At 70.1% G+C, this 24,761-nt stretch carries 18 protein-coding genes, 2 pseudogenes and 1 riboswitch; of the genes and pseudogenes, 6 read left to right on the forward strand and 14 right to left on the reverse strand.

Annotated elements, in window-relative coordinates; translation table 11 throughout:
* Positions 1-412: 412 nt before the first annotated feature.
* Positions 413-1,480 (forward strand): septation protein SepH, encoded by a 1,068-nt coding sequence (gene sepH / locus OG953_RS11510; protein ID WP_405683983.1) that lies wholly within the window; start codon positions 413-415, stop codon positions 1,478-1,480.
* A gap of 179 nt (positions 1,481-1,659) precedes the next feature.
* On the opposite strand, the gene OG953_RS11515 is transcribed toward sepH, so the two are convergent.
* The gene (locus tag OG953_RS11515) at positions 1,660-2,487 is read right to left on the reverse strand and encodes a sulfurtransferase (protein ID WP_405683984.1); all 828 of its coding nucleotides are present in this window, start codon (positions 2,485-2,487) and stop codon (positions 1,660-1,662) included.
* A gap of 233 nt (positions 2,488-2,720) precedes the next feature.
* Between OG953_RS11515 and OG953_RS11520 the strand changes: the two genes are divergently transcribed.
* A complete protein-coding gene (locus OG953_RS11520) occupies positions 2,721-3,497 on the forward strand; it encodes a VOC family protein (RefSeq protein ID WP_405683986.1) in 777 nt (258 codons plus the stop codon).
* Positions 3,498-3,519: 22 nt separating this feature from the next.
* Here the strand turns inward: OG953_RS11520 and OG953_RS11525 are convergent, their stop codons facing one another.
* The 5 genes from OG953_RS11525 to OG953_RS11545 form a co-directional block, all read right to left on the reverse strand.
* Positions 3,520-4,398, reverse strand: coding sequence for a PaaX family transcriptional regulator C-terminal domain-containing protein (locus tag OG953_RS11525; protein WP_405683988.1), 879 nt, complete (start codon positions 4,396-4,398; stop codon positions 3,520-3,522).
* A 43-nt stretch (positions 4,399-4,441) separates the two neighbouring features.
* Complete coding sequence (locus OG953_RS11530) at positions 4,442-5,092, reverse strand: thymidine kinase (RefSeq protein ID WP_405683990.1); 651 nt, start codon at positions 5,090-5,092, stop codon at positions 4,442-4,444.
* An 81-nt stretch (positions 5,093-5,173) separates the two neighbouring features.
* Positions 5,174-6,361: an alkaline phosphatase family protein gene (locus OG953_RS11535; protein WP_405683992.1), complete on the reverse strand. Its 1,188-nt coding sequence runs from the start codon at positions 6,359-6,361 to the stop codon at positions 5,174-5,176.
* Positions 6,361-6,957 carry a DUF5998 family protein gene (locus OG953_RS11540; protein WP_093898945.1) on the reverse strand — a complete coding sequence of 199 codons (597 nt, stop codon included), beginning with the start codon at positions 6,955-6,957 and terminating at the stop codon, positions 6,361-6,363. Before OG953_RS11540 ends, OG953_RS11535 begins: the two co-directional genes overlap by 1 nt.
* 128 nt (positions 6,958-7,085) lie before the next feature.
* The gene (locus OG953_RS11545; RefSeq protein WP_405683993.1) at positions 7,086-10,034 is read right to left on the reverse strand and encodes a GNAT family N-acetyltransferase; all 2,949 of its coding nucleotides are present in this window, start codon (positions 10,032-10,034) and stop codon (positions 7,086-7,088) included.
* A gap of 172 nt (positions 10,035-10,206) precedes the next feature.
* Here OG953_RS11545 and OG953_RS11550 point away from each other — a divergent pair, with 172 nt between their 5' ends.
* Positions 10,207-10,488 (forward strand): HPr family phosphocarrier protein, encoded by a 282-nt coding sequence (locus OG953_RS11550; RefSeq protein WP_093898943.1) that lies wholly within the window; start codon positions 10,207-10,209, stop codon positions 10,486-10,488.
* Between the two features lie 142 nt (positions 10,489-10,630).
* On the opposite strand, the pseudogene OG953_RS11555 reads toward OG953_RS11550, so the two are convergent.
* The 4 genes and pseudogenes from OG953_RS11555 to OG953_RS11570 form a co-directional block, all read right to left on the reverse strand.
* Positions 10,631-11,354, reverse strand: a pseudogene (locus OG953_RS11555) (GntR family transcriptional regulator).
* Between the two features lie 215 nt (positions 11,355-11,569).
* The gene (locus OG953_RS11560; RefSeq protein ID WP_405683995.1) at positions 11,570-12,370 is read right to left on the reverse strand and encodes a M23 family metallopeptidase; all 801 of its coding nucleotides are present in this window, start codon (positions 12,368-12,370) and stop codon (positions 11,570-11,572) included.
* A gap of 12 nt (positions 12,371-12,382) precedes the next feature.
* A riboswitch (cyclic di-AMP (ydaO/yuaA leader) is annotated at positions 12,383-12,550 on the reverse strand.
* A 352-nt stretch (positions 12,551-12,902) separates the two neighbouring features.
* Positions 12,903-14,285: a M16 family metallopeptidase gene (locus OG953_RS11565; RefSeq protein ID WP_405691774.1), complete on the reverse strand. Its 1,383-nt coding sequence runs from the start codon at positions 14,283-14,285 to the stop codon at positions 12,903-12,905.
* Positions 14,286-14,311: 26 nt separating this feature from the next.
* Positions 14,312-15,700, reverse strand: a complete 1,389-nt coding sequence (locus OG953_RS11570; protein ID WP_405683996.1) for a M16 family metallopeptidase — start codon at positions 15,698-15,700, stop codon at positions 14,312-14,314.
* 270 nt (positions 15,701-15,970) lie between these two features.
* On the opposite strand from OG953_RS11570, the gene OG953_RS11575 reads away from it, so the two are divergent.
* Positions 15,971-18,421, forward strand: a complete 2,451-nt coding sequence (locus OG953_RS11575) for a DNA topoisomerase (ATP-hydrolyzing) subunit A (RefSeq protein ID WP_405683997.1) — start codon at positions 15,971-15,973, stop codon at positions 18,419-18,421.
* Between the two features lie 29 nt (positions 18,422-18,450).
* On the opposite strand, the gene OG953_RS11580 is transcribed toward OG953_RS11575, so the two are convergent.
* Positions 18,451-19,584 carry a CobW family GTP-binding protein gene (locus tag OG953_RS11580; protein ID WP_405683999.1) on the reverse strand — a complete coding sequence of 378 codons (1,134 nt, stop codon included), beginning with the start codon at positions 19,582-19,584 and terminating at the stop codon, positions 18,451-18,453.
* Positions 19,585-19,605: 21 nt separating this feature from the next.
* Entirely contained in the window at positions 19,606-20,766 is a 1,161-nt protein-coding gene (locus OG953_RS11585; RefSeq protein ID WP_405684000.1) for a citrate synthase/methylcitrate synthase, read from the reverse strand.
* 110 nt (positions 20,767-20,876) lie between these two features.
* On the opposite strand from OG953_RS11585, the gene OG953_RS11590 reads away from it, so the two are divergent.
* A complete protein-coding gene (locus OG953_RS11590; protein ID WP_405684002.1) occupies positions 20,877-22,193 on the forward strand; it encodes a citrate/2-methylcitrate synthase in 1,317 nt (438 codons plus the stop codon).
* 29 nt (positions 22,194-22,222) lie between these two features.
* Here the strand turns inward: OG953_RS11590 and OG953_RS11595 are convergent.
* Positions 22,223-22,909 (reverse strand): annotated as a pseudogene (locus tag OG953_RS11595) (LacI family DNA-binding transcriptional regulator).
* Between the two features lie 79 nt (positions 22,910-22,988).
* Positions 22,989-24,203: an RNA-guided endonuclease InsQ/TnpB family protein gene (locus OG953_RS11600; protein ID WP_405684003.1), complete on the reverse strand. Its 1,215-nt coding sequence runs from the start codon at positions 24,201-24,203 to the stop codon at positions 22,989-22,991.
* 51 nt (positions 24,204-24,254) lie between these two features.
* On the opposite strand from OG953_RS11600, the gene tnpA reads away from it, so the two are divergent.
* Positions 24,255-24,695, forward strand: coding sequence for an IS200/IS605 family transposase (gene tnpA / locus OG953_RS11605; RefSeq protein WP_405684004.1), 441 nt, complete (start codon positions 24,255-24,257; stop codon positions 24,693-24,695).
* Positions 24,696-24,761: the final 66 nt, after the last annotated feature.

Genomic DNA, 24,761 nt, shown 5'->3' on the forward strand with positions numbered 1-24,761 from the left:
GTGAAGCAGGACACGCATGAAGGTCACCCCACACCCGGCCGGGTAGCTCAACTCCCACACCTCACGAGAACTTCGGCGGCGCGGCGGTCCACCCACATGGCCCGAATGGAGTACTGTGGCGAGCCCTGGGGCCGGACTCCCACGTGGGTGTCCGGGATCTTCGGGAGGGGGCCGAAGGAGGCACTCGATCCGGCGGCGCCACGGCATCGCACGGGGACTGACTGCACAAAGCGACCATCAATCACTTTGTGTTGCACAATAGGTCACCGTGTCATATCGGCGATCAAGGGCTCACGCCCGACACGCCGGGCAACACGGCAATGTTGTGGCAGGCTGCACCCGGGCAGGCCACACTCGACTAGCGGAAGCAGCGACGCACGTGACGTCGGCAGGCACCACCCGGGAGGTCCCCATGCCCGAACTGCGTGTCGTGGCCGTCTCCAACGACGGCACACGACTGGTGCTCAAGGCTGCGGACAGCACGGAGTACACGCTTCCGATCGACGAGCGGCTGCGAGCCGCCGTGCGCAACGACCGCGCGCGGCTCGGCCAGATCGAGATCGAGGTGGAGAGCCACCTCCGCCCCCGCGACATCCAGGCCCGGATACGAGCCGGTGCCTCCGCGGAGGAGGTTGCTCAGTTCGCCGGGATTCCGGTCGACCGTGTCCGCCGCTTCGAGGGCCCCGTGCTCGCGGAGCGTGCCTTCATGGCCGAGCGGGCCCGGAAGACTCCTGTGCGACGTCCCGGCGAGAACACCGGCCCCCAGCTCGGCGAGGCGGTGCAGGAGCGGCTGCTGTTGCGCGGCGCCGACAAGGAGACCGTCCAGTGGGACTCCTGGCGCCGTGACGACGGCACCTGGGAAGTCCTGCTGGTCTACCGGGTCGCGGGCGAGCCGCACTCGGCGAGCTGGACGTACGACCCGCCGCGCCGGCTGGTCCAGGCCGTGGACGACGAGGCGCGTTCACTGATCGGCGAGACCGACGACGTCGCCGCGCCCGAGCCGAGCTTCCCGTTCGTGCCACGGATCGCCCGGCTGCCCCGCGACCGGCCGCTGGACCGTGCCCTGGACCGCCAGATGGAGCGCCCCACGGCGCCGGCACCCGTGCCCGAGCCGGATGAACACATCGGCGGCATCTCGGCCGGCGAGCGCGATTCGCTGACCAGCCTGCTGGAGGCGGTGCCGAGCTTCCGCGGGGACATGGTGGTGCCGGAGCGGCCCGCACCGCCCGAGCCTCCGGCCATCGAGCCCGCCGTGCAGGAGCCGGAGGCCGATGAGCCGCCGGCCGCGGCAGCCTCCGCAGGCGCCGGTTCCGCCTACGCGGATGTGCTCATGCCGCGAGCGGTGGCCGGCCATCGCGACCGGCTGACCGGGACGACGGACCGCCAGGCCGAGGCGGACGGCGTCCGACCGGGCCGCCGGGCGGCCGTGCCGAGCTGGGACGAGATCGTCTTCGGTACGCGCCGGAAGAAGCAGGACTGAGGCGGGGCGACCGCAGTATGACGAGGGCCCGTACGCCGCTGCGTACGGGCCCTCGTGCGGTATGCGGGCCTCGTGCCGCTCGTGTCGCATGCGTCCCTCGTACCGCGTGCACCGCTCGCGCCGTGCGCGTACGGAACCTGTTACGGGGGTTCCTTGCCCTCGGGCCGGTGCGCGCTCCGTTACTGAGGGTCGGGGCCCTTTGCGACCGGGCGGGACCCGTCACCGGACCACTCGGACCAGGAGCCCGCGTACAGCGCCGCCGGGATCCCGGCAACGGCCAGGGCCAGCACCTCATGGGCGGCGGAGACACCGGAGCCGCAGTAGACGCCCACCTCCGGTGCCCGGCCGGCACCGAGCTTCTCGAAGCGGGCCGCCAGCGATTCGGCGGGCAGGAATCGGCCGTCGTCCCCCGCGTTCTCGGAGGTCGGGGCCGAGACGGCACCCGGGATGTGGCCGCCCACCCGGTCGATCGGCTCCACATCGCCCCGGTAGCGCTCGGCGGCTCGCGCGTCGAGCAGCAGACCCGAGCGGGCCAGCACCGCCGCCCCGTCCGCGTCCAGCAGCGGCAGAGCGCCGGGTACGGGCCGGAAGTCACCCTCGGCCGGGGGCGGGGTCTCCGTCTGGAGCTCCCCCCTCCAGGCCGCGAGACCGCCGTCCAGGACCCGGACGTCCTCTTGCCCCGTCCAGCGCAGCAGCCACCAGGCGCGCGCCGCCGCCCAGCCCTGGCCGCCGTCGTACACGACCACGGGAGTGTCCCGGGAGACACCGGCTCGGCGCATCGCCGCGCCGAATTCCTCCGGATCGGGCAGCGGGTGACGGCCGCCGCTGCCTGCCGGACCGGCAAGTTCCGCATCAAGATCGACGAATACCGCACCGGGGATGTGCCCGGCCTCGTAGCCGGGACGGCCGTGCGGGCCGCCCAGCTGCCAACGTACGTCCAAGAGCACCGGCGGACGTGGCCCCGCCGACTCGCTCGCGCATTCGGATGCGGTGATGATGGGCTTCATGGGTGCCATCCTCGCGCAGGAGCCGCCCCACCCGTAACACCTTCGAAACGGACGTATCACATTAAACCGGTCTCTCTCTGTCGAGATCCCGGAAAGTGCGGCGCGGCCGGGGCACATCGTGCGCCGGGTGGTGCAAGCATCTGCACGGGGCGCACACATCCTGTACCGCATGGCGGCACACCGGCCCCGTTCCCCCCGTACGGCCACCACGATGGTCCGAGGAGAGAGTGACGATGACCGAGGCTGCCGCCCGGCGCACGCCCGGAACACCTTGCTGGGTGAGTCTGATCGTGCACGACCTGAGCGCGACCCAGGACTTCTACGCCGATCTGTTCGGCTGGGAGTTCGTGCCCGGCCCGGACCAGCTGGGTCCGTACGTCCGCGCACTGATCGACGGGAAGGTGGTCGCGGGCATCGGACAGCTGCCGCCCGACCGCCATCTGCCGGTCGCCTGGACGACTTATCTGGCCACCGGCGACGCCGATGTCACGGCGGAGATGATCCGCTCCTGCGGCGGCACGGTCGCCGTCGGACCTCTGGACGCGGGCGAGGCGGGCCGGCTCGCCATCGCCTCCGACCCCAGCGGCGCCGTCTTCGGGATCTGGCAGGCCGCCGCGCACGTCGGTACGGCGCTCGCGGGAGCCCACGGCACACCGGTCTGGAACGAGTTGGTGACCAGCGAGACCTCGACGGTCTGCAAGTTCTACCAGACGGTTTTCGGCTACGAGGCGGAGGCGGTCGTCTCGGCCGACTTCGACTACCAGACCCTGCATCTGAACGGTCGTCCGGTGGCCTCGCTGCACGGCGTAGGCCACGCCCTGCCGCGCGACCGGGGCCCGCACTGGATGACGTACTTCGAGGTCACCGACACCGACGCGGCCGCGCACCGCGTGGTGGAGCTCGGCGGATACATCCTGCAGCCGGTCCGGGAGGGGTCGAGCGGCCGGGTGGCGACCGTGGCGGACCCTGAGGGCGCGGTGTTCACGATCGTACGCACGGCCGCTCACTGAGCCGCCGGGCTGCGAGGGCGGGTCAGCCGGCCCGGACCCGTTCGACATGCCGATGGGCGGGGCCGGCCAGCCGGGCGTGCAACTCGTCGAAGAGCTCGGACGCCTCGGTTCCGCTCCACTCGGCCGGCAGCAGTTCACGCGCGACACCGGGGTCGAGGTAGACGAGCCGGCGCCAGTCGGTGAGGACCCTGATGTACGTCGTGAACGCCTCGCGGTCCGTCACCGGACTTCCGCTCGCGATCCGCTCGGCCACCGGACGGTGCACCGCGAGGAATTCGACGTACAGCTGCTGCAGCCGGACGGTGTCCCACCAGGAGCGCACCTTCGCCGCAAGGTCCCCGCTCCCGTCCGCGCCCCCGCCCACCGACAGATAGTCGGCCCGGAAGAGGTCGGCGTACGACCGCAGCCCGTGCCGGGCCAGCATGTCCTCCGCCTCGTCGTGCACATGTCCCGGTGCGATCCACACCCCGGCGGACACGGAACCGAAGCCGAGCCGGGTGAGCTGGGTGCGCAGGGTGTGCCGCTTGGCGCGTTCCGACTCGGGCACCGAGAAGACGACCAGCACCCAGCCCTCGTCCACGGTGGCCCGCCGCGCCGCGAAGATCCGCGGATCGCCGTCGCGCAGAATCTGCTCGGTCTCGGGTGAGATCCGGTATCCGGCAGCTCCGGAGACCGATTCGGCTTCGAGCAGTCCGGCGCGCTTCAGCCGGGAGACCGAGGACCGGACGGTCGGCCCCTCGACGCCGAGATCGGCGAGCAGCTGGATGAGCGAGGCCACGGACATCCAGCCTTCGGTGTCGCGCGCGTACAGCCCGTAGACCGTCACGATCAGCTGCCTCGGCTGCACCCTGCCCGACGGGCCCGATTCGGACTCGGCCTCTTTTCCGCTCACCGTGTTCACAGCGTCATCCTAAGCATCCGCGCCGGACGCCCGAGGGGACGGTTCAGGCAGAGGTGACGGGCAGCACGTCCGGCGAGAGCGCGGCCGCGCGGGCGCTCGCGCTGGTCGTCCTTCGCTGGTGGTGACGCCGGCACAGTACCTCGTAACCGACCTCGCCCGCCTGCTGGTTGACGTCTCCCACGACCACCTGGGCACCTTCGACGACCATCTCGCCGCCGACCGTTCGGGCATTGTGTGTGGCCCGTGCACCGCACCAGCAGAGCGCCTCGACCTGGAGCGTCTCGACCCGGTCGGCCAGTTCGATCAGCCGCTGGGATCCGGGGAACAGCTTGGTCCGGAAGTCGGTGGTGATGCCGAACGCGAAGACGTCCATGCCGAGGTCGTCGACGATACGGGCAAGCTGGTCGATCTGGACGGGAGCCAGGAACTGCGCCTCGTCCACGATCACGTAGTCCGCCCGGCCGCCCCGGCTGATGAGGCCGACCAGGTGGGCGTACAGATCCATGCCCTCATCGGCCTCGACGGCCTCGGTGACCAGCCCCAGACGTGAGGAGAGCTTGCCCTCCCCCGCCCGGTCGTCACGGGTGAAGATCACGCCTTGCAGTCCGCGTGCCGAACGGTTGTGGCCGATCTGCAACGCCAGCGTGCTCTTTCCGCAGTCCATCGTTCCGGAGAAGAACACAAGCTCGGGCATGAGGGGCTGAGCACCTTTCGGGCGGGACGAAGCGGGGCAGGGGAAATGGTGGTGGGGGAAGACTGGAGAGGGAAAACGCGCCTACGAGCGTACTTCGAGCAGCGGGACGAGTTGCTCGACGGGGGTCATCGAACCATGCATGCCGACCATCGCGGACTCGTGCGGCTCATTGACCGAAGCCGTGATCACCACGTCGTCGCGGGCCGCCGCGACGACGTCTCCGATCCTGCCATGGACACGTTCGTCGATCTTCGGGCCGAACCAGCCGGCCGCGATCGCCTCGTCCCGGCTCGCCACCCAGAACTGCTCGCCGAGCACTTCCCGCCAGACGGTCAGCACATCGCTCTCGGCCCCCGGGACGGCGTACACATGACGGGCCCGGCCCTCACCTCCGAGCAGGGCGACACCCGCGCGCAGTTCCCAGTCCTCGTCGAAGTCGATCCGGGACTGCTCGTCGAAGGGGATGTCGATCATGCCGTGGTCGGCGGTGATGTACAGGGCCGAGCAGGGCGGGAGCTGTTCGGCCAGCCGCCGGGCCAGGCCGTCCACGTACATCAGCTGTCCGCGCCAGGCGTCGGAGTCGACGCCGAAGCGGTGGCCCTTGCCGTCGACCTCGCTGTAGTACGTGTAGACGAGCGACCGGTCACCTGCGGCGAGCCGTTCGGCGGCGACGTCCATCCGCTCCTCGCCGGACAGCCGGCCGAGGAACGAGCCCCCGCTGAGCGCGACCTTGGTGAGCGGAGTCTGCTCGAAGGCGGGGGCGGAGACCTGGGCGGTGCGCACACCGGCGGCGTCGGCGAGCTTGAAGACGGTGGGGTACGGCTGCCAGGCTTTCGGCGAGGTCCAGGGCTGCCAGCGGAGCTGGTTCATCAGCTCGCCGGTCTCCGGATTACGCGCGGTGTAGCCGGGAAGGCCGTGCTCCCCCGGCGGAAGTCCGGTACCGACCGAGGCCAGCGAAGTCGCGGTGGTGGCCGGGAAGCCCGCCGTGATCGGACGGCCGGTGCCGCCGCGCGAGGTGGGCAGCAGGGAGTGCAGAAACGGTGCCTCGTCCGGGTGGGCCTTGATCTGCTCCCAGCCGAGACCGTCTATCAGGAACACGCAGTTCCGGTCGGCAGGGGTGAGTTCGGGGATCGCGGCGGTGAAGCCGGGTACGCCCTGCCCGGCGGCGAGCGTGGGCAGCAGATCGGAGAGCGAGCCGCTGCCGTACTCCGGGACGGGGGCGGTGTCGACGGGGAGCAGAACGGGGTCCTGCCAGGCCGGCTGGGCCATCAGCGGCCGGTCGCCGCGGTCGCGGCCGTGGCCTCGGAGAGCGCCTGGGCGAAGGCGAGGGTCTGGCGCACGGTGTCCGGGCCGTCACCGGCCTCGCTGACCCGCAGGCTCAGATCGTCGGCGGTGGAGCTGCCGGTGTAGCCGTGGTCGGCCTCGCAGTTGGGGTCGCCGCAGGCGGCCGGCTCCAGGTCGATCCGGGAGACCGCGCCCCATCCGATGGTGAGGACGACCTCGCGGGGCAGCGTGCCCGGTACGTACTTCTCGGGGTTGGCCACGACACGGCTGACGACGACCGACGAGATCCGGTCGAGCTTGACCGACTCGGTGGAGGTGGTGGCGTACGGCGTCGGGGAGCTGGTGTCCGCGTTCTGCTCGTCGGTGTGGCTGACGATGAAACGGTTGTCCGTCAGGACCAGGACCGTGACGTGGCGGCGCACCTCGTTGGAGTCGAAGGTGGTCTCCTGGTGCACCAGGTACGAAGCGACCGGCTCACCGCCCACGGCGGCCTCCACCGCCTCGGCCACGAGGGCCGGGTAGTAGCCGCTGCGCTCGATCGCCGCGCGCAGCCCCTGGGTCGTCGTACCGGTCTTTGCCATGAGGACCATCCTACGGGGGACGGATGACTGCCGGGGACGTTGTGCGGCAGGTCGGACCGGGGCCCAGCGGTGAAGGGACCCGGTTTCGCGCCCGTCCGGCGATCGGGGACGAAACGGTGCGCCGCCGGTCAGTAGTTGGGGAGGCGGCGGGGGCCGAGGTCGGTGCGGGCCGGGGGCGGCGAGAGCCGGACGCTCGCGCCGAGGACGGTCAGCCCCTGGGTGGCGACCACGACCGGTTCCAGGGCGATGGAAACCACCTCGGGATGGTCGTCGACCAGCCGGGACACCCGCAGCAGCAGCTCTTCCAGCGCCGCGGTGTCCACGGGCGCCGCGCCACGCCAGCCGAACAGCACCGGCGCCGCCCGGATGGACCGGATCAGCTCGGCGACGTCGCGGTCGGTGGCCGGAACGAGGCGGTGGGCGGTGTCGCCGAGGAGTTCGGAGGGCGCGCCCGCGAGCCCGAAGGAGAGGACGGCACCCGCCGCCGGGTCGATCGTGGCCCGTACGACGGTGTCGACGCCGCGCGGCGCCATGGCCTGGACGACGGGCTGGAGCTCGGCGGGCTTGCCGAGCAGGTCGGTCAGTTCGCCGTACGCCCGGCGCAACGCGCTCTCGTTGGCGAGGTCCAGCCGGACACCGCCGAGATCGGCACGGTGACGCAGATGGGGCGCGGTGGTCTTGAGCGCCACGGGATAGCCGAGCTGTGCCGCCGCGGCGACAGCGGCTTCCGGGTCGGGGGCCGGAAGCGTCGGCCGTACGGTGATGCCGTAGCAACCCAGGAGTTCGCGCGCCTCGTCGTGTGCGAGTGGTCTGCCCCGCGGGTCGGGGTCGGGGCCGAGGAGGGTGTCGATCAGGGCGGCGGCGCCCGGCTCGTCGATGGTGTCGTCGAGGAACTCGGGCACCTTGCCGGGCACAGCGGCCAGCCGTCGCCACTGCGCGTACCTCACCGCTTCGGCCAGGGCACGCACGGCCCGCTCGGCGGCGGGGTAGGCGGGAATCCGGCCGATCCGGATGCCAGGGCTGCCATCGGTGCCCGCGCCGGCACCGGCGCCGTCCTCGCTGCCCTCATCGGTGGCGGCGGTGCCGCTGCCGGTTCCGGGTGCTGAGGGGGTATGCGCGGGGGCGGGGCCGGTCGTGGTGGCGGCTCCGGCGCGCGGGGGTGTCGCGGCCGCGGAGGACTGTGTCGAAGGACGCGGCAATGCGACCGTGCTGGTGGCCGCGGCGAGGGCCTCCGCCAGACCGCCGATCTCCACATGGACGACGGCCACCGGCTTGGCGGGACCGGTTGCGGCGGCCGCGTGCAGCGCGGTCGCCAGCACCTCGCCGTCGCCCGATTCCGCCTCGCCGTTCTCGCCCACCCACGGGATCGCCGTCACGACCACCGAGTCGCAGCCCTCGTCGGCGAGGGCCTCGACCAGGGCATCCCGGAAGTCCTGCGGGGTGGCGGCGGTAGTGAGGTCGCGGGGCGGGCGCGGGCGCAGCCCCTCGGCCAGGCAGGCGTCGTAGGTGAGCAGGCCGAGCGATTCGGAGTTGCCGAGGATCGCGACCCGCGGGCCCGCCGGGAGGGGCTGATCGGCGAGGAGGAGACCCGCGTCGACCATCTCCGTCACGGTGTCGACGCGGATCACGCCCGCCTGCCGCATGAGCGCGGATACCGTCGCGTCCGGGATCCGGCTGACCGGCACCGCATGGCCGGGTGGGGTGGAGCCGCTGTGCCGGGCACCCTTCACCACGACCACCGGCTTCACGGCTGCTGTGCGCCGCGCGAGGCGGGTGAACTTGCGGGGGTTGCCGAGCGATTCGAGGTACAGCAGGGCGACATCGGTGTCCGGGTCCTCGTACCAGTACTGCAGGAAGTCGTTGCCCGAGATGTCGGCGCGGTTGCCGGCGGAGATGAAGGTGGACAGGCCCGCGCCGCGCCGGTAGAGCCCGGAGAGCAGCGCGATGCCGATCGCTCCGGACTGAGTGAAGAGGCCGATGCGTCCGGGGGCGGGCGGCTCGGGGGCGAGGGAGGCGTTCAGCCGGACGGCTTCGGAGTTGTTGATGACACCGAAGGCATTCGGGCCGATGATCCGCATCCCGTACGAGCGGGCCTGGCGGACCAGTTCACGCTGCCGTTCCCTGCCTTCGGCGCCCCATTCGGCGTACCCGGCGGAGAGGACGACCAGGCCCTGGACGCCGTGCTCACCGCAGTCGGCGACGGCCTCCGGAACCCGGTCGGCGGGGACGGCGACGACCGCGAGATCCACCTGTTCGTCGATCTCGCCCACGGAACGGTGGGCGGGGACACCGTCGATCGTGCCCTGGTCGGCTGCGAAGGCGCGGTTCACTGCGTACGTACGGCCGGTGAAGCCGGCCCCGAGGAGGTTGCGCAGGACCGTGCGGCCGACCCCGCCGGGAGTGCGGCCCGCGCCGATGACAGCGACGGATCCGGGGGCGAGCAGCCGTTGCACGGAGCGCGCCTCGGCCCGCTGCTCACGACCGCGCTGCACGGCGAGCGACTCGGCGGTCGGTTCGAGGTCCAGGGTGAGATGGACGGAGCCGTCCTCGAAACTGCGCTGCTGGGTGTACCCGGCGTCCCGGAACACCTTGATCATCTTGTTGTTGGCGGGCAGCACCTCGGCGGCGAAGCGGCGGATGCCGCGCTCGCGGGCGACGGCAGCGATGTGTTCGAGGAGCGCCGATGCCACGCCCCGGCCCTGATGTGCGTCCTGGACGAGGAAGGCGACCTCGGCCTCGTCGGCGGGCGCGGAAGCGGGCCTGCCCCGCTCGTCGATCCGGTCGTAGCGGACGGTCGCGATGAACTCGCCGCCGACCGTGACCGCGAGCCCCACCCGGTCGACGTAGTCGTGATGGGTGAAGCGGTGCACGTCCCTGTCGGACAGACGCGGGTACGGGGCGAAGAAGCGGTAGTACTTCGACTCGTCGGAGACCTGCTCGTAGAAGCTGACCAGCCGTTCGGCGTCGTCCGTGGTGATGGGCCTGATCCGGGCGGTTCCTCCGTCGCGGAGGACCACGTCCGCTTCCCAGTGATCGGGGTACGCGTGATGCGGACTCTGCTCCGGCGAGGGCTGCATGCGCAAAGACTACGGCTCCGTCAGCGGTCGCGTAGGCCTTGGGGCCGGGGCAGTCTGAGGGGGCCGATCGGCGGTCCAGCACGGGTTGCGGGCGTGCCGCGGGTCGGCCGGAGCATCGCGCACCACATGAGAGACTGGTCTAGACAACCATTGATTCGTGAAGGGCAGAACCATGGCTGAGCGCCGCGTCAACGTCGGTTGGGCCGAGGGCCTGCACGCCCGCCCCGCTTCCATCTTCGTCCGTGCCGCTACGGCTTCCGGCGTCCCTGTGACGATCTCCAAGGCCGACGGCAACCCGGTGAACGCGGCTTCCATGCTCGCGGTGCTCGGTCTCGGCGCGCACGGCGGCGAGGAGATCGTGCTCGCGTCCGAGGCCGACGACTCCGAAGCCGCCCTGGACCGTCTGGCGAAGCTGGTCGCCGAAGGGCTCGATGAGCTTCCAGAGACCGTCTGAACCATTTTCTGCCAGAGAGCCGCGGCACCCTTATTGGGGGCCGCGGCTTTTTTACTTTCCCGACCCGGAACCGCCGGAGCAAATTCGGGCAGCCCAAAGAAGGCCCTCACAGAATCACAACTCTTTGTATACGGCGTAATTGTTAATGCCGAACACCCGTGGCGTTTACGGAATGTTGCGAAGTCCTCACCCGGTCGGCGCGCGAGGCGTCGGCGCGGCGGCCCGGCCGGTCGGCGCGGCGCAGCCGGTGCGCGGCCGCGGCCCGTTCGGCGTGCTGGGTCGCCAGCGCCCTGGCCCGTTCCGCGTCACCCCGCGTCACCCCGCGCCACCGCGTCCACAATGGCCCCGTGCTCGGCCCAGGAGTCCACCGGGCGGGCCGGCTGCTCGACCGTGTACGTCCAGGCGATCTTGTGCCGGAGCTGGGTGAGCAGCGCGATCAGGCCGGGACTGCCGGAGGCCTGCGCCAACGTCTCGTGGAACCAGCCACCCAGTGAACGCAGGTCCTCCCCCTCGCCCCGCCGGGCCCGCTCCCGGCCGAGCCTGACCAGACCGCGCAATACCTTGAGATGCGCCCCGGTGCGGCGCTGCGCGGCGCGCGCGGCACCCAGCGGCTCCAGCAGCATCCGGACCTCCAGGAGGTCGGCGGCCTCCTCCTCGGTGGGCTCGGCGACACAGGCGCCCGCGTGCCGGCGGGTGGCCACGAAGCCCTCGGACTCCAGGGTGCGCAGCGCTTCCCGTACCGGGACACGGGAGACCCCGTAACGGCGCGCCAGCAACTCCTCGGTAAGCCGGCTTCCGCGTTCGAAGAAACCGGAGACGATGTCGTCACGGATCGCCGTGCATACCGAATGCGCCGGAATACGCATGTCTGAACCTCCGCCTTGATTCCCGCGAAACGCGGCCGACCGACGCCTGTTCTGCGACTCTATTGCAATGCAGCCGCATTTCCGATGCCGGGTGGAAATTCATGAATATCTTTTGGCCACAGGACGGTTCGGGGAGCAGGTACTGCGGGCGGGCACGGCGAAGGCCCCGGCGCGCTGCCGGGGCCTTCGAAGGGGTGCTGCGGGTGGAGCGTCGGTCAGACGTTGACGCCGTGGGCGCGCAGGTACGCGACGGGGTCCATGTCGGAGCCGTACGACGGCGTGGTCCGGGCCTCGAAGTGGAGGTGCGGTCCGGTGGAGTTGCCGGTCGAGCCGGAGAGGCCGATCTGCTGGCCCGCGCCGACGCTCTGGCCGACGGAGACGCCGATCGAGGAGAGGTGGCCGTACTGCGTGTACGTGCCGTCCGCCATCCGGAGCACGATGTTGTTGCCGTACGCACCTCCCCAGTCGGCCTCGACGACCGTACCGGCGCCGACGGCGACGACGGAGCTGCCGGACGCGGCATGGAAGTCGATACCCGAGTGGCTGCCGGAGGACCAGAGCGAGCCGCTGGACTTGTAGCCGGTGGTGACGTACGAACCGGCGACCGGGAGCTGGAAGTAACCCAGTCGGGTGCGCTCGGCGGACCGGGCGGCGCGGGCCTTCTCGGCGCGCGCCTCGGCCGCGCGCTTCGCCTCGGCCTCGGCCTTCTTCTTGGCTTCGGCCTTCTTCTTGGCCTCGGCCTTCCGCTGGGCCTCCGCCTTCGCCTTCGCCGCGACATCGGCCTGGCGCTTCTGCGCGTCGGCCTGGGCGTCGATCTGGTCGGCGAGGGTGCCCTCGATGGCGATGACCTGGTTCAGACCGGTCTCACTGACGGAGGAGTCCGCGGCGAGGGCCGGAGAGGCCATGCCGCCGATGACGCCGGTGGTGGCCAGAGCCGCGACGCCGGCGATCTTCGCGCTGCTGCGCGTCAGTCGGCTCGGGGCACGATGCTTCCCGGTGGCACGGGTGAACGCCATGAAGTGGCTGATCCTTTCCTTCCTTCTCGCCTACCGGGTTAGCTGACGGGTTCGGAGCAGGAAGGTCTCCTACGGACGCCCTGGCCTCATCTGGGCTCAGGCATCCGATTCACCCCAGGGACTGCATGGGTCCCCGGCTCCCCAGGCTCGCGCCTGACGGGGACTCGGCGATGGCTGCCCGGTACGTCACGGATGCGGCATACGAGTGACGGACAGCCCGGCCGACGCTAAGCGGGGTCACTGACATTCACCAAACGGACAGGCCATTTTGTAGCGCATCCCACAGGGCAGGCAGGCAACCTCACCGCCAAAACGGACAAAAAGGAAGACTCCGGCGAGATTTCGCTCACAGGGATCTTCGTTCTGTCCCGATATGCGGACGTATGACGGGTCAGTGGACCGGCCGTTGCCTTCGGTGCTCGGTCAAAGGTGGAAGTCGACCATGGACTGTCACACGCAACGGGCCGGGCCGAGGCGGGGGGCACCCGCCTCGGCCCGGCCGGTCGTCCGGTGTCCACGACGGGTACGCCCGTCAGCCGACGACCACCGACACCTCTCCGATGCCCAGGGCCCGGACCGGTTCCTCGATCTGTGACGCGTCACCGACGAGGATCGTGACGAGCCGGTCACCCGGGAAAGCGTTGACAACCGCAGCGGTCGCCTCGACCGTGCCGGTCTCCGCGAGCCGGGCGTACAACTGTGCCTGGTAGTCGTCCGGGAGGTGCTGCTCGACCTGGTCGGCGAGAGTGCCCGCGACCGAGGCCGCCGTCTCGAACTTCAGCGGTGCGACACCCACGAGGTTCTGCACGGCCGTCTCACGCTCTTCATCGGTCAGCCCCTCGGCCGCCAGGGTCCGCAGGACCGTCCACAGGTCCTTCAGCGCCGGTCCCGTGGACTCCGTGTCCACCGATCCGCTGATGGCGAGCATCGCGGCACCGGTCGCCCCCGAGGCGGAATCCGGGGCCGACGACCGCAGCACCTGGGCGAAGGCCCGTACGCCGTAGGTGTAGCCCTTCTCCTCGCGCAGCACACGGTCCAGCCGGGAGGTGAGCGTGCCGCCCAGGCAGTACGTGCCCAGCACCTGGGCCGGCCACACGCTGTCGTGCCGGTCGGCGCCGATCCGGCCGATCAGCAGCTGCGTCTGCACCGCGCCCGGACGGTCGACGATCACCACTCGGCCGGTGTCGTCGGCTGTGATCGGCGGGACAGGACGAGGCTCCGCGGTGTCTCCCGACCAGTCGCCGAGGGTGTCGGCGAGCAGGGCGTCCAGGTCGATGCCGGTGAGGTCGCCGACGACCACGGCGGTCGCCGTGGACGGCCGGACGTGGCCGTCGAAGAAGGCACGCACGGCCGCCGAGTCGATCCGCTCCACAGTCTCCTCGGTGCCCTGGCGCGGGCGCGACATCCGCGCCGCGGCCGGGAAGAGCTCCTTGGAGAGCTGCTTGGCGGCGCGCCGGGCCGGGTTGGCCTGCTCGTGGGGGATCTCGTCGAGCCGGTTGCGTACCAGCCGTTCGATCTCGCTGTCGGCGAAGGCGGGCGCCCGCAGCGCCTCGGCGACCAGCGCGAGCGCCTTGGCCAGCCGGGAGGCCGGGACCTCCAGGGAGACCCGGACGCCGGGGTGGTCGGCGTGCGCGTCGAGGGTGGCGCCGCAGCGCTCCAGCTCAGCGGCGAACTCCTCGGCGGTGTGCTTGTCGGTACCCTCGGACAGCGCTCGCGACATGATCGTGGCCACGCCGTCGAGGCCCTCGGGCTCGGCGTCCAGCGGGGCGTCGAGGAAGATCTCGACCGCCACGACCTGCTGGCCGGGGCGGTGGCAGCGCAGCACCGTGAGGCCGTTGGGCAGCGCGCCTCGCTCCGGCGCGGGGAAGGCCCAGGGGCGGGCGAGGCCGGGGGCCGGCTGCGGGTGGTATTTCATCGAAACTCCAGTCGCGGCAGCGTCGGTCACTTGTCCGCTCCTTCGTACGCGTCGGTGTCGTCGGCGCGGTCGACGCCGGTCTCGGTGTCCGCTGCGTCTGCGGGCTCGGCCGATTCGACCGGCTCGTAGACCAGCACCGCCCGGTTGTCGGGGCGCAGCTGGGCCTTGGCGACCGCCTGGACCTCTGCCGCGGTGACATCGAGTACCCGCTGTACGGCGGTCAGGGCGAGCTGCGGGTCGTCGAACAGCACGGCGAACCGGCAGAGTTCGTCGGCGCGGCCCGCGACCGTACCGAGCCGGTCCAGCCACTCGCGCTCCAACTGGGCCTGCGCACGTTCCATTTCCTCGGGCGTGGGGCCCTCGGCGGCGAACCGGGCAAGCTCCTCGTCGACCGCGGCCTCGATCTGCGGCACCTCGACGCCACCGGACGTCTTGACGTCCAGCCAGCCGAGCGAGGGCGCACCGGCCAGCCGCAGCAGCCCGAACCCGGCCGCCACGGCCGTGCGGTCACGGCGGACCAGGCGGTTGTGCAGCCGCGACGACTCGCCGCCGCCGAGCACGGTCAGCGCGAGGTCTGCCGCGTCACATTCACGGGTTCCGTCGTGCGGCAGCCGGTAGGCGGCCATCATCGCCCGCGCCGGAACCTCCTCGTGCACCTCTTCGCGCAGCTGCTCGCCGATGGTCTCGGGGAGCGTGCCGTCGCGCGGCGGCTGCTTGCCGTCGTGGGACGGAATGGAGCCGAAGTACTTCTCGATCCAGGCGAGGGTCTGCTCGGGGTCGATGTCGCCGACGACCGAGAGCACCGCGTTGTTGGGCGCGTAGTACGTACGGAAGAAGGTGCGGGCGTCCTCGAGGGTCGCGGCGTCCAGGTCCGCCATCGAGCCGATCGGCGTGTGGTGGTACGGGTGACCCTCGGGGTAGGCCAGTGCCGTCAGCTTCTCGAACGCCGTGCCGTAGGGGACGTTGTCGTAGCGCTGGCGGCGCTCGTTCTTGACGACGTCGCGCTGGTTCTCCATGGACTCCTCGTCGAGCGCGGCGAGCAGCGAGCCCATCCGGTCGGCCTCGAGCCAGAGAGCCAGCTCCAGCTGATGCGTGGGCATGGTCTCGAAGTAGTTGGTGCGCTCGAAGCTGGTGGTCCCGTTGAGCGAACCGCCGGCTCCCTGCACCAGCTCGAAGTGTCCGTTCCCCTTGACCTGGCCGGAGCCCTGGAACATCAGGTGCTCGAAGAGGTGAGCCAGACCGGTACGTCCCTTGACCTCGTGGCGCGAGCCGACGTCGTACCAGAGGCAGACCGCGGCGACCGGGGTCAGATGGTCCTCGGAGAGCACCACGCGCAGGCCGTTGGCCAGACGGTGCTCGGTCGCTGTCAAACCGCCGGAGCCGGCCTGGGCTGTGGCCGTGTGACCCATGGGCATGTACGTCCCTTCGATCGCGATACTGGATTTCCTGCGAGACCTGCCACTGTAAGCAAGCGCACAGGCACCTGGCGAAGTTCCCATACTGCGGAAGTTCGCGTGAAAGAGGGGCGCATCCCCCGCGGGATGGGTCGTGAAACCACCTCGGCAGGGGTCGGGAACTGCTCTTGGGACGGGTCGAGGTCGGCGATGTCAGTGCGGCGGTCCACAATGGTCCGCGTCAGAACCTGAGGTTGCCCGAACAGAATCCGTGAAGGAGTCGCAGCAGCGATGGCCCGCCGCAGCACGAAGACCCCGCCGCCGGACGACTTCGAGGAAAAGATCCTCGACATCGACGTCGTCGACGAAATGCAGGGCTCCTTCCTTGAGTACGCGTACTCGGTGATCTACTCACGGGCCCTGCCGGACGCCCGTGACGGCATGAAGCCGGTGCACCGCCGCATCGTGTACCAGATGAACGAGATGGGCCTGCGCCCCGACCGCGGCTATGTGAAGTGCGCCCGTGTCGTCGGCGAGGTCATGGGCAAGTTGCACCCGCACGGCGATACGTCGATCTACGACGCGCTGGTCCGTCTGGCACAGCCGTTCTCCATGCGGCTCCCCCTGGTCGACGGCCACGGCAACTTCGGCTCGCTCGGAAACGACGACCCGCCGGCCGCCATGCGGTACACCGAGTGCCGGATGGCCGACGCGACGTCACTGATGACGGAGTCGATCGACGAGGACACCGTCGCTTTCCAGTCGAATTACGACGGTCAGGAGCAGGAGCCGACCGTTCTCCCGGCCGCATACCCGAACCTCCTGGTCAACGGTTCGTCCGGGATCGCGGTCGGCATGGCGACCAATATGCCGCCGCACAACCTGGGCGAGGTCATCGCCGCCGCCCGCCATCTGATCAGGCATCCGGGTGCGGACCTGGAGACCCTGATGCGGTTCGTCCCCGGTCCCGATCTGCCGACGGGTGGCCGGATCGTGGGCCTGGGTGGCATCAAGGATGCGTACGCCGGCGGGCGCGGCACGTTCAAGATCCGTGCGACCGTCGCCGTGGAGAATGTGACGGCGCGCCGCAAGGGCCTGGTCGTCACCGAACTTCCCTTCGCCGTCGGCCCGGAAAAGGTGATCGCCAAGATCAAGGATCTGGTCTCGGCGAAGAAGCTCCAGGGCATCGCGGACGTGAAGGACCTGACCGACCGCGAGCACGGCCTGCGCCTGGTCATCGAGGTGAAGAACGGCTTCGTGCCGGAGGCCGTGCTGGAGCAGCTCTACAAGCTGACTCCGATGGAAGATTCCTTCGGTATCAACAATGTGGCGCTGGTCGACGGACAGCCGCTCACTCTGGGCCTCAAGGAGCTCCTCGAGGTCTATCTCGACCACCGCTTCGACGTGGTGCGCCGGCGCAGCGAGTTCCGCCGGGGCAAACGTCGCGACCGGCTGCATCTGGTCGAGGGCCTGCTCGTCGCACTGATCGATATCGATGAGGTCATCCGGCTCATCCGGTCCAGCGACAACTCGGCCCAGGCGAAGGAGCGGCTCATCGAGCACTTCTCGCTGAGCGAGACCCAGACGCAGTACATCCTGGACACCCCGCTGCGCCGGCTGACCCGGTTCGACCGGATCGAGCTGGAGAGCGAGCGGGACCGGCTCAACACCGAGATCGACGAGCTGACCGTCATCCTCGAATCGGACACCGAGCTGCGCAAGCTCGTCTCCTCCGAACTGGCCGCAGTCGCCAAGAAGTTCGGCACCGATCGGCGTACGGTGCTGCTGGAGTCGGCCGGTTCGCAGGTCGCCTCGGTGCCGCTCGAGGTCGCGGACGACCCGTGCCGGGTGCTGCTGTCCTCGACCGGCCTGCTGGCCCGCACCGCCAATGACGATCCGATCGTCTTCGCCGAGGACGCCAAGCGTGCCAAGCACGATGTGATCGTGTCGGCCGTACCGGCGACGGCACGTGGCGATGTGGGCGTGGTGACGTCCACGGGGCGGCTGCTGCGGCTCGCGGTGATCGATCTGCCCCAGCTGCCGGACACCCATGCCGCGCCCAACCTTTCGGGCGGTGCGATGGTTTCGGAGTTCCTCACGCTGGAGAGCGACGAGGAGGTCATCTGCCTCACCACGCTCGACGAGGCCTCCCCCGGCCTGGCGATCGGCACTCTGCAGGGGGTCGTCAAGCGGGTAGTGCCGGACTACCCGGCCAACAAGGACGAGTTGGAGGTCATCACCCTCAAGGACGGTGACCGGATCGTCGGCGCGGCCGAACTGCGTACGGGCGAGGAGGACCTGGTCTTCATCACGTCCGACGCTCAGTTGCTGCGCTACCCGGCGGCGCAGGTGCGGCCGCAGGGCCGGCCCGCGGGAGGCATGGCGGGGATCAAACTCACGGCGGATGCCGAGGTGATCTCGTTCACGGCGGTGGATCCGGCGGCGGACGCCGTGGTGTTCACGGTGGCGGGCTCGCACGGCACGCTGGACGACTCGGTGCTGACGTCCAAGCTCACCCCGTTCGACCAGTATCCGCGCAAGGGCCGGGCCACCAGTGGGGTGCGCTGCCAGAGGTTCCTCAAGGGCGAGGACGTCCTGGTGTTCGGCTGGGCGGGCGCGACGCCTGCCCGGGCCGCGCAGAAGAACGGCACGCCGACCGAGCTGCCGGAGCCCGACCCGCGGCGCGACGGTTCGGGGACGCCGCTGGCCAAGCCGGTCGCGGTGATCGCGGGGCCGGTGTAGGCAGTCGGCCGACGACGCGTGGCCTGCCGCTACGCGTCGTCGTAGGGCCGTTGCACGTACCGCAGGACGCCCCACATGCTTCGTTCATGTGCGGCGTCCTGCGTCGTGTCAGGCGTCGGCGCGGCGCTCTCGCGACAGTCGGCCAGCTCCTTGTGCAGCTGCTCCGGATCGATACCTGAGCCGATCAGCACCAGCTGCGTGAGGCGCGGTTCGTTGCGGGTCCACGGCTGCGGGTCGAACCGCAGGAACCTGCCGACCGCGTGCAGGACGTACTTGTTGCCGCGGTCGCCCACGCCGAAGTCGACGAACCCCTTGATCCGGTAGAGACCCTGCGGCCTGGAGTCGAGAAACTCCATCAATCGGCGGGGGTTCATGGGTACGTCCGCGGTGAAGGACACGCTCTCGTACACGGCATGCAGATGGTGACCGTGTCCGGCGTCGGCCTCTTCCTCGGCCCGCTCCGCCAGGAGCAGATCCTCGAAAGTGAGCTGGCGCGCCTTCTCCTCACCGTCCGGCCGCAGCGCCGGATCGAAGAGCAGCTCGGGGTCGATGCGTCCGTACGTGGCGCAGATGACGGCGGCCGCGCTGCCACCCGCCGCTGCGTCGCCGGCCGGGACACCTGCCGCAGCGATGACGTCCCGGATACGGGCCTGCTCCTCGCTCCCGACCCGGTCGGTCTTGTTGAGCACGACAAGGTCGGCGACAGCGAGGTGGCGGTCGATCTCCGGATGGCGCTCCCGGCTGGCATCGAACTCTGCGGCATCGACGACCTCCACCAGTCCCCCGTACACGATGTGCGGATTTTCGCTGGCCAGAAGCATGCGCACGAGCTCCTGCGGCTCCGCGAGTCCGCTGGCCTCGATGACGATCACGTCGAGGCGGGCGGCGGGCCGGGTCAGCGTCTCCAGGAAGGTGTCGAGTTCGCTCACGTCGACTGCGCAGCACAGGCATCCGTTGCCCAGCGAGACCGTCGAGCCGACCTGCCCCGAGACCGTCATGGCGTCGATCTCGATGGAGCCGAAGTCGTTGACGATCACGCCGATCCGATTTCCCGCACGATTACGGAGGAGGTGGTTGAGCAGTGTCGTCTTGCCGGATCCCAGGAACCCCGCAAGGACGATGACCGGGATCTGCTGCTTGCGGGGCGGGGACGACGGGTTCAACGGGGACCTTCCTCGGGGGCGTCAGGGCGCCGGGACCAGCTGTGACGGGGGCGTACCGACGTATCGGGCCGCGGGGCGGATGATCTTCGAGTCCTCCGCCTGCTCCAGGATATTGGCGCTCCAGCCGACCACCCGCGCCGCGCAGAACGTCGGCGTGAACATCTCGCGCGGCAGCCCGCACAGCTCCATGACGACTCCGGCGTAGAACTCCACGTTGGTGTGCAGTTCACGGCCCGGCTTGAGCTCGGCGAGGATCGCCTCGACCTGCCGTTCGACCTCGACGGCAAAGTCGACGAGCGGGCCGCCGAAGCCCTGGGCGATTCCGCGCAGCATGCGTGAGCGCGGGTCCTCGGTGCGGTACACGGGGTGACCGAAGCCCATGATCCGCTCGCCCGCGAGCACCCGTTCGCGGATCCAGCCGTCGATGCGGTCGGGGGTGCCGATGGCGTCCAGGGTGTCGAGGGCGCGGCTGGGTGCTCCGCCGTGCAGCGGTCCGGAGAGCGCGCCGACGGCCGCCACCAGACAGGCCGCGACATCGGCGCCGGTGGAGGCGACGACGCGGCCGGTGAAGGTCGAGGCGTTGAAGCCGTGGTCGATGGTGGAAATCAGGTACTGCTCCACGGCCCTGACGCGTGCGGTGTCCGGTACGGAACCGGCGAGCATGTAGAGGTAGTTGGCCGCGTAGGGCAGATCGTCGCGCGGCTCGACCGGTTCGAGGCCCTGGCCGAGCCGGTACAGGGCCGTGAGCACGGTGGGGATGGCGGCGCAGGCGGCCAGGGCGTCACTGCGGCGCCGGTCGGCGTCGATGTCGTACACCGGCCGGAAGCCGACCGAGGCGCCGAGGAGCGAGAGGGCGGTGCGCAGGCCGGCCAGGGGCCCGGAGACGGCTCCCGCGCGGGCTATGGCGGGCAGGGCCTCGCGTACTTCCGCGGGCAGTCGGCGCAGTGCGGCGGTGCGGGCGGCGAATTCGGCACCGGCTGCGGCATCGGGCAGCGTGCCCTCGAACATCAGGTACCAGACGTCCTCGAAGCTGCGGGTCCGTGCCAGTTCGATCGCCGAGTACTGCCGGTAGTGGTAGAAGCCCTCACGCCCGCGGACATCGCCGAGGGCCGTGTCGGTGACGACGACTCCGGCGAGCCCTCGGGGTACGTCGAGCGGGGTTCCGCTGGTCATGGTCGGCATCTCTTCCTCCGTGAGCGTCCCGGTGAATCTCATCAATATTGATTCGACCATCTATGATTGACTTCAATCCTGTCAATATTGATTGAATCAATATGGATACGGTTGGCGACATGAAGGATCAAGCAGCACCCGGTGACGGCCCCGGTGCGACGGCCCGGCAGCGGCTCAGCACCCGGGAGACGGCTGAGCGCCTCGGTGTGAAACCCGAGACGGTGTACGCCTATGTCAGCCGGGGCCAGCTGAGCAGCAGGCGCGCTCCCGGCGGACGCGGCAGCACGTTCGACGTCGCGGAGGTCGATGCGCTGGCCCGGCGCACGGGCCGCCGGGAGTCCTCGGCCGCCACCGGTGATCTGGTCTTCCGTACCGGCATCACCCTGATCGAGAGCGACCGCTACTACTTCCGTGGCGTCGACGCGACCGCACTGGCCAGGCAGTACGCCTACGAGGAGGTCGCCGAATGGCTCTGGACCGGCCATCTGCGGCCCGACATCCGTTTCACGGCACCTGCTGAGGCGCTGGCTGCGGCAGGCCGGGCGGTCGACGCACTGCCCGCGCACAGCGGCTCGACGGACCGGCTGCGGGTGGCCGTGATCGCCGCGGCGACCGCCGATCCGCTCCGCTTCGACCTCTCGCGCGAGGCAGTGCTCGCCAGTGCACGGAGCCTGATTCCGACCCTGGTCGGAGCGCTGCCCCTGGCCTCGCGCGCATCATCGACGGGTGACGGATCCGGAGGGAGGGCGGACGTGAGCGGGGTCGGGCTGGCACGGAGGCTGTGGCCGAAGCTCACTGCCCGGCCGGCCGACGAGCCGTCAGTCACCGCGCTGGACACCGCCCTCGCTCTGCTGATCGACCACGATCTCGCGGCGTCGACACTGGCCGCCAGGGTCGCCGCATCCGCCCATGCCCATCCGTACGCGGTGGTCTCCGCGGGCCTGGGAGTCCTGGAGGGCCCGCTGCACGGGGCCGCGAGCAGTCTGGCGCACCGGATGCTGACCGAGGTCCTGGAGCGGGGCAGCGCGGTACCGGTGGTCGCGGACCATCTCCGTACCGGACGCAGGGTCCCGGGGCTCGGCCACCGCCTGTACACCTCCGAGGACCCACGGGCGCAGACGCTGTTCGCCCTGCTCGCGGACGTCCCGCAGGCAGCCCCCGCGCTCGCTGCAGCGCGCGACGTGGTCACCACGACCGCCCGCCACGCACCCCTGCACGCCAATGTCGACCTGGCGCTCGCCGTGCTCTCGGTCTCCTCGGGCATGGCCGCGGAGGCGGGCGAGACGGTGTTCGCCGTGTCGCGCACGGCGGGCTGGATCGCACATGCACTGGAGGAGTACGGGGAACGGCCGCTGCGTATACGCCCCAGCGGCCAGTACGAAGGCCCCCGTCCCCCTCAGCCGCTGCCCACCCCCGCGGGTGGACCGCTGCAGTAGACAGCCCGTGCAACGCAAAATCGCGACGGTCAGCGAGAAGCGGTGCGCGGCGGCTGGGCGGTGGAGCCGCACACCACCAGTTCCGGCTCGAAGAGCAGTTCGTCGGACGGCATGGTACGCCCCCCGATCTGCACGCAGAGCAGCTCGACGGCGGCGCGCGCCGCGCACAGCTCCGAGCGCGAGCGGATCGCTGGCGCAGATGATGCCCGTGACGCCCTGGTCGAGCTGGCGCATGGCGGCGGCCTGCCCGCCCTCCAGCGAGCACATGGCCCGGGCCATGTGCTCGTCCGGCACGGTGGTGCCCGACTCCGCGGCGATCGCGCGGGCGGCGGCCGGTTTGCGCTGCAGAGCCCACCGGCGAAGACCACGGCCGACACTTGCTGCTGAAGGAGCAGCTCGACATAGTCGGACTCGGAGACGCCGCCCTTGGTCTGGGTGCACAGCACCTGGGTGAGCCTCTGCTGGGTGAGCGCGCCGCCGACGGCCTCGGCAAAGGCGGGGAAAACCGGGTTCTGCAGCTCGGGAAGCACCAGGCCGACCAGCCGGGCCCGCTCGCCGCGTAACCGGGTCGGGCGCTCGTAACCGAGGACGTCGAGCGCGGAGAGGACGGCCTTCCGGGTGGCATCGGAGACGCCGGGCTTGCCGTTGAGCACCCGGCTGACCGTGGCCTCGCTGGCTCCCACCTTCTGCGCCATCTGAGCAAGTCGTCGCGTCATGCGCGCCTGACTGGCGCAAGAAGTGCAAGCAGGTTACGTAAATGTGACTCCTCCACCCCGTGAACGGGGTGGCTTCTCGCTATGCCTGGTTGGCGTAGCGGCGGACCAGCCCGGCCCGTAGAACGTTGGTTGCTCCAACGACGTCGGCGTGTGCCTGGTGGCCGCACGAGACGCAGTGGAACTTCTCCTGTGTGGGCCGGTTCTCCTTGGCGGTGTGCCCGCATTCGGGGCAGGTGCGGGAGGTGTTGCGGGGGTCCACGGCGATCACTTCCCGTCCGGCGCTCTCAGCCTTGGCGTACAGGATCGTCAGGAACACCCCCCATCCGGCATCGGCAATGCAACGGTTGAGCCCGGATTTCGCCGCTGCCCCGTTGGGCAGGAAGGTGCCCGGCGTTCCAGGGTCGGGCTTCGGTGCGGGGGCCTTGCTCATGTTGCGGATCTTGAGGTCTTCGTGCGCGATGAAGTCGTGCTCACGGACCAGGGCGAGCGCGGTCTTGTGCGCGTGGTCGAGCCGCTGGCGTCGGACCTTGCCGTGGAGCGTGGCAACCTTCTCCACGGCCCGCTGGTGGTTTTTCGTGCGGTCTTCGGCTTTGCGGCGTGGGAACCGGCTCAGGGCCTGCTGTGCGGCTTCGAGTTTCGCGGCGGCCTTGCGGCCGTGGCGCGGGTTGGGGACGTGTACGCCGTTGGAGTCGGTGAGGAACGAGGCAATGCCCAGGTCGATACCGGCGACGCTGCCCGTGGGCGGGAGCGGTTCGGGCCGGTCCTGCTCGGCGGTGAGCACGACGAACCACTTGCGGCCCTCGCGCTTGACGCTGACGGTCTTGACCTTGCCGACCACCGCACGGTGCTGGTTGACCTTGACGTGCCCGACGCCCTGGAAACGGACCCGGGTAACGGGGTCGTGCGGGGTGGAGTCCCAGCGGCAGCCGTCGCCGTCCTTGGCAAAATCCACCGTGTCGAACCAGTTCACCCCACGAAAGCGCGGGTAGCCAGGCGTCTCGCCGGCCTTGATCCGCCGGAAGAACGCACCGAACGCCTTGTCCAGGCGACGCAGCGTGGCCTGCTGCGAGGAGAAGGACCAGCGGCCCTGCCGCTCCAAATCGAACGCCCGGATCTCCTTCAGCTGCCCGGACTGCTGCCCGTACGTGATGCTCGTCCTCGACACGTGCCGGAAGGAGTCACGACATTCCTGCAACGCCCCGTTGTACAGCGAACAGTGGTCGCGCAGCATCTCACTCAAAGCCTGTGCCTGACCCACGGTGGGCCGCATGAGGAATTTGTACGCACGGATCACCGGCCCACCCCCCTTCCGGTCGAGCTCGCTCGAGCATACTACGATTGGTTCATGTCACCACGCTGGGAACCGAATCCCGAGGTCCGTCGGGGCCGTCACGTCGTCCACAACCTCCACGCACACTTGGTGTTCGTGACGAAGTATCGGCGCGAAGTCTTCAACGACGCCATGCTGACGCGCTGCGAGGAGATCATGAGGAACGTCTGCACGGACTTCGGCGCGGAGCTGATCGAGTTCAACGGCGAAGAGGATCACGTGCACCTCCTGGTGCACTACCCGCCGAAGGTCGCCCTGTCGGCCCTGGTGAACTCGCTCAAGGGCGTTTCATCCCGCTACCTGCGACAGGAGTTCACCAGCCGTGTCAACCGCTTCATCATGCACGGCCGTTTCTGGTCGGGCTCCTACTTCGCCGGGTCCTGCGGTGGCGCACCGTTGGATATCGTCAAGCAGTACATCGAGCAGCAAAAACGTCCGCTCCAGCCTGAGAGTTAGAGCAGTCCCGAGATCGGATTCCCTCCCCGCCTGAAGGACTCTGCTGAGGAATGCGTGATTCGGGTG

The organism is Streptomyces sp. NBC_00057 (assembly GCF_045041165.1).
Classification (GTDB): domain Bacteria; phylum Actinomycetota; class Actinomycetes; order Streptomycetales; family Streptomycetaceae; genus Streptomyces.

Bases quoted from the DNA above. Each gene is read 5' to 3' on its own strand.
- OG953_RS11565 (WP_405691774.1), bottom strand. From the start codon at position 14,285: ATGAAATACCACCCGCAGCCGGCCCCCGGCCTCGCCCGCCCCTGGGCC.
- OG953_RS11530 (WP_405683990.1), bottom strand. From the start codon at position 5,092: ATGCCCGAGCTTGTGTTCTTCTCCGGAACGATGGACTGCGGAAAGAGC.
- tnpA (WP_405684004.1), top strand. From the start codon at position 24,255: ATGTCACCACGCTGGGAACCGAATCCCGAGGTCCGTCGGGGCCGTCAC.
- OG953_RS11535 (WP_405683992.1), bottom strand. From the start codon at position 6,361: ATGGCCCAGCCGGCCTGGCAGGACCCCGTTCTGCTCCCCGTCGACACC.
- OG953_RS11575 (WP_405683997.1), top strand. From the start codon at position 15,971: ATGGCCCGCCGCAGCACGAAGACCCCGCCGCCGGACGACTTCGAGGAA.
- sepH (WP_405683983.1), top strand. From the start codon at position 413: ATGCCCGAACTGCGTGTCGTGGCCGTCTCCAACGACGGCACACGACTG.
- OG953_RS11590 (WP_405684002.1), top strand. From the start codon at position 20,877: ATGAAGGATCAAGCAGCACCCGGTGACGGCCCCGGTGCGACGGCCCGG.
- OG953_RS11570 (WP_405683996.1), bottom strand. From the start codon at position 15,700: ATGCCCATGGGTCACACGGCCACAGCCCAGGCCGGCTCCGGCGGTTTG.
- OG953_RS11585 (WP_405684000.1), bottom strand. From the start codon at position 20,766: ATGCCGACCATGACCAGCGGAACCCCGCTCGACGTACCCCGAGGGCTC.
- OG953_RS11560 (WP_405683995.1), bottom strand. From the start codon at position 12,370: ATGGCGTTCACCCGTGCCACCGGGAAGCATCGTGCCCCGAGCCGACTG.
- OG953_RS11515 (WP_405683984.1), bottom strand. From the start codon at position 2,487: ATGAAGCCCATCATCACCGCATCCGAATGCGCGAGCGAGTCGGCGGGG.
- OG953_RS11520 (WP_405683986.1), top strand. From the start codon at position 2,721: ATGACCGAGGCTGCCGCCCGGCGCACGCCCGGAACACCTTGCTGGGTG.
- OG953_RS11545 (WP_405683993.1), bottom strand. From the start codon at position 10,034: ATGCAGCCCTCGCCGGAGCAGAGTCCGCATCACGCGTACCCCGATCAC.
- OG953_RS11550 (WP_093898943.1), top strand. From the start codon at position 10,207: ATGGCTGAGCGCCGCGTCAACGTCGGTTGGGCCGAGGGCCTGCACGCC.
- OG953_RS11540 (WP_093898945.1), bottom strand. From the start codon at position 6,957: ATGGCAAAGACCGGTACGACGACCCAGGGGCTGCGCGCGGCGATCGAG.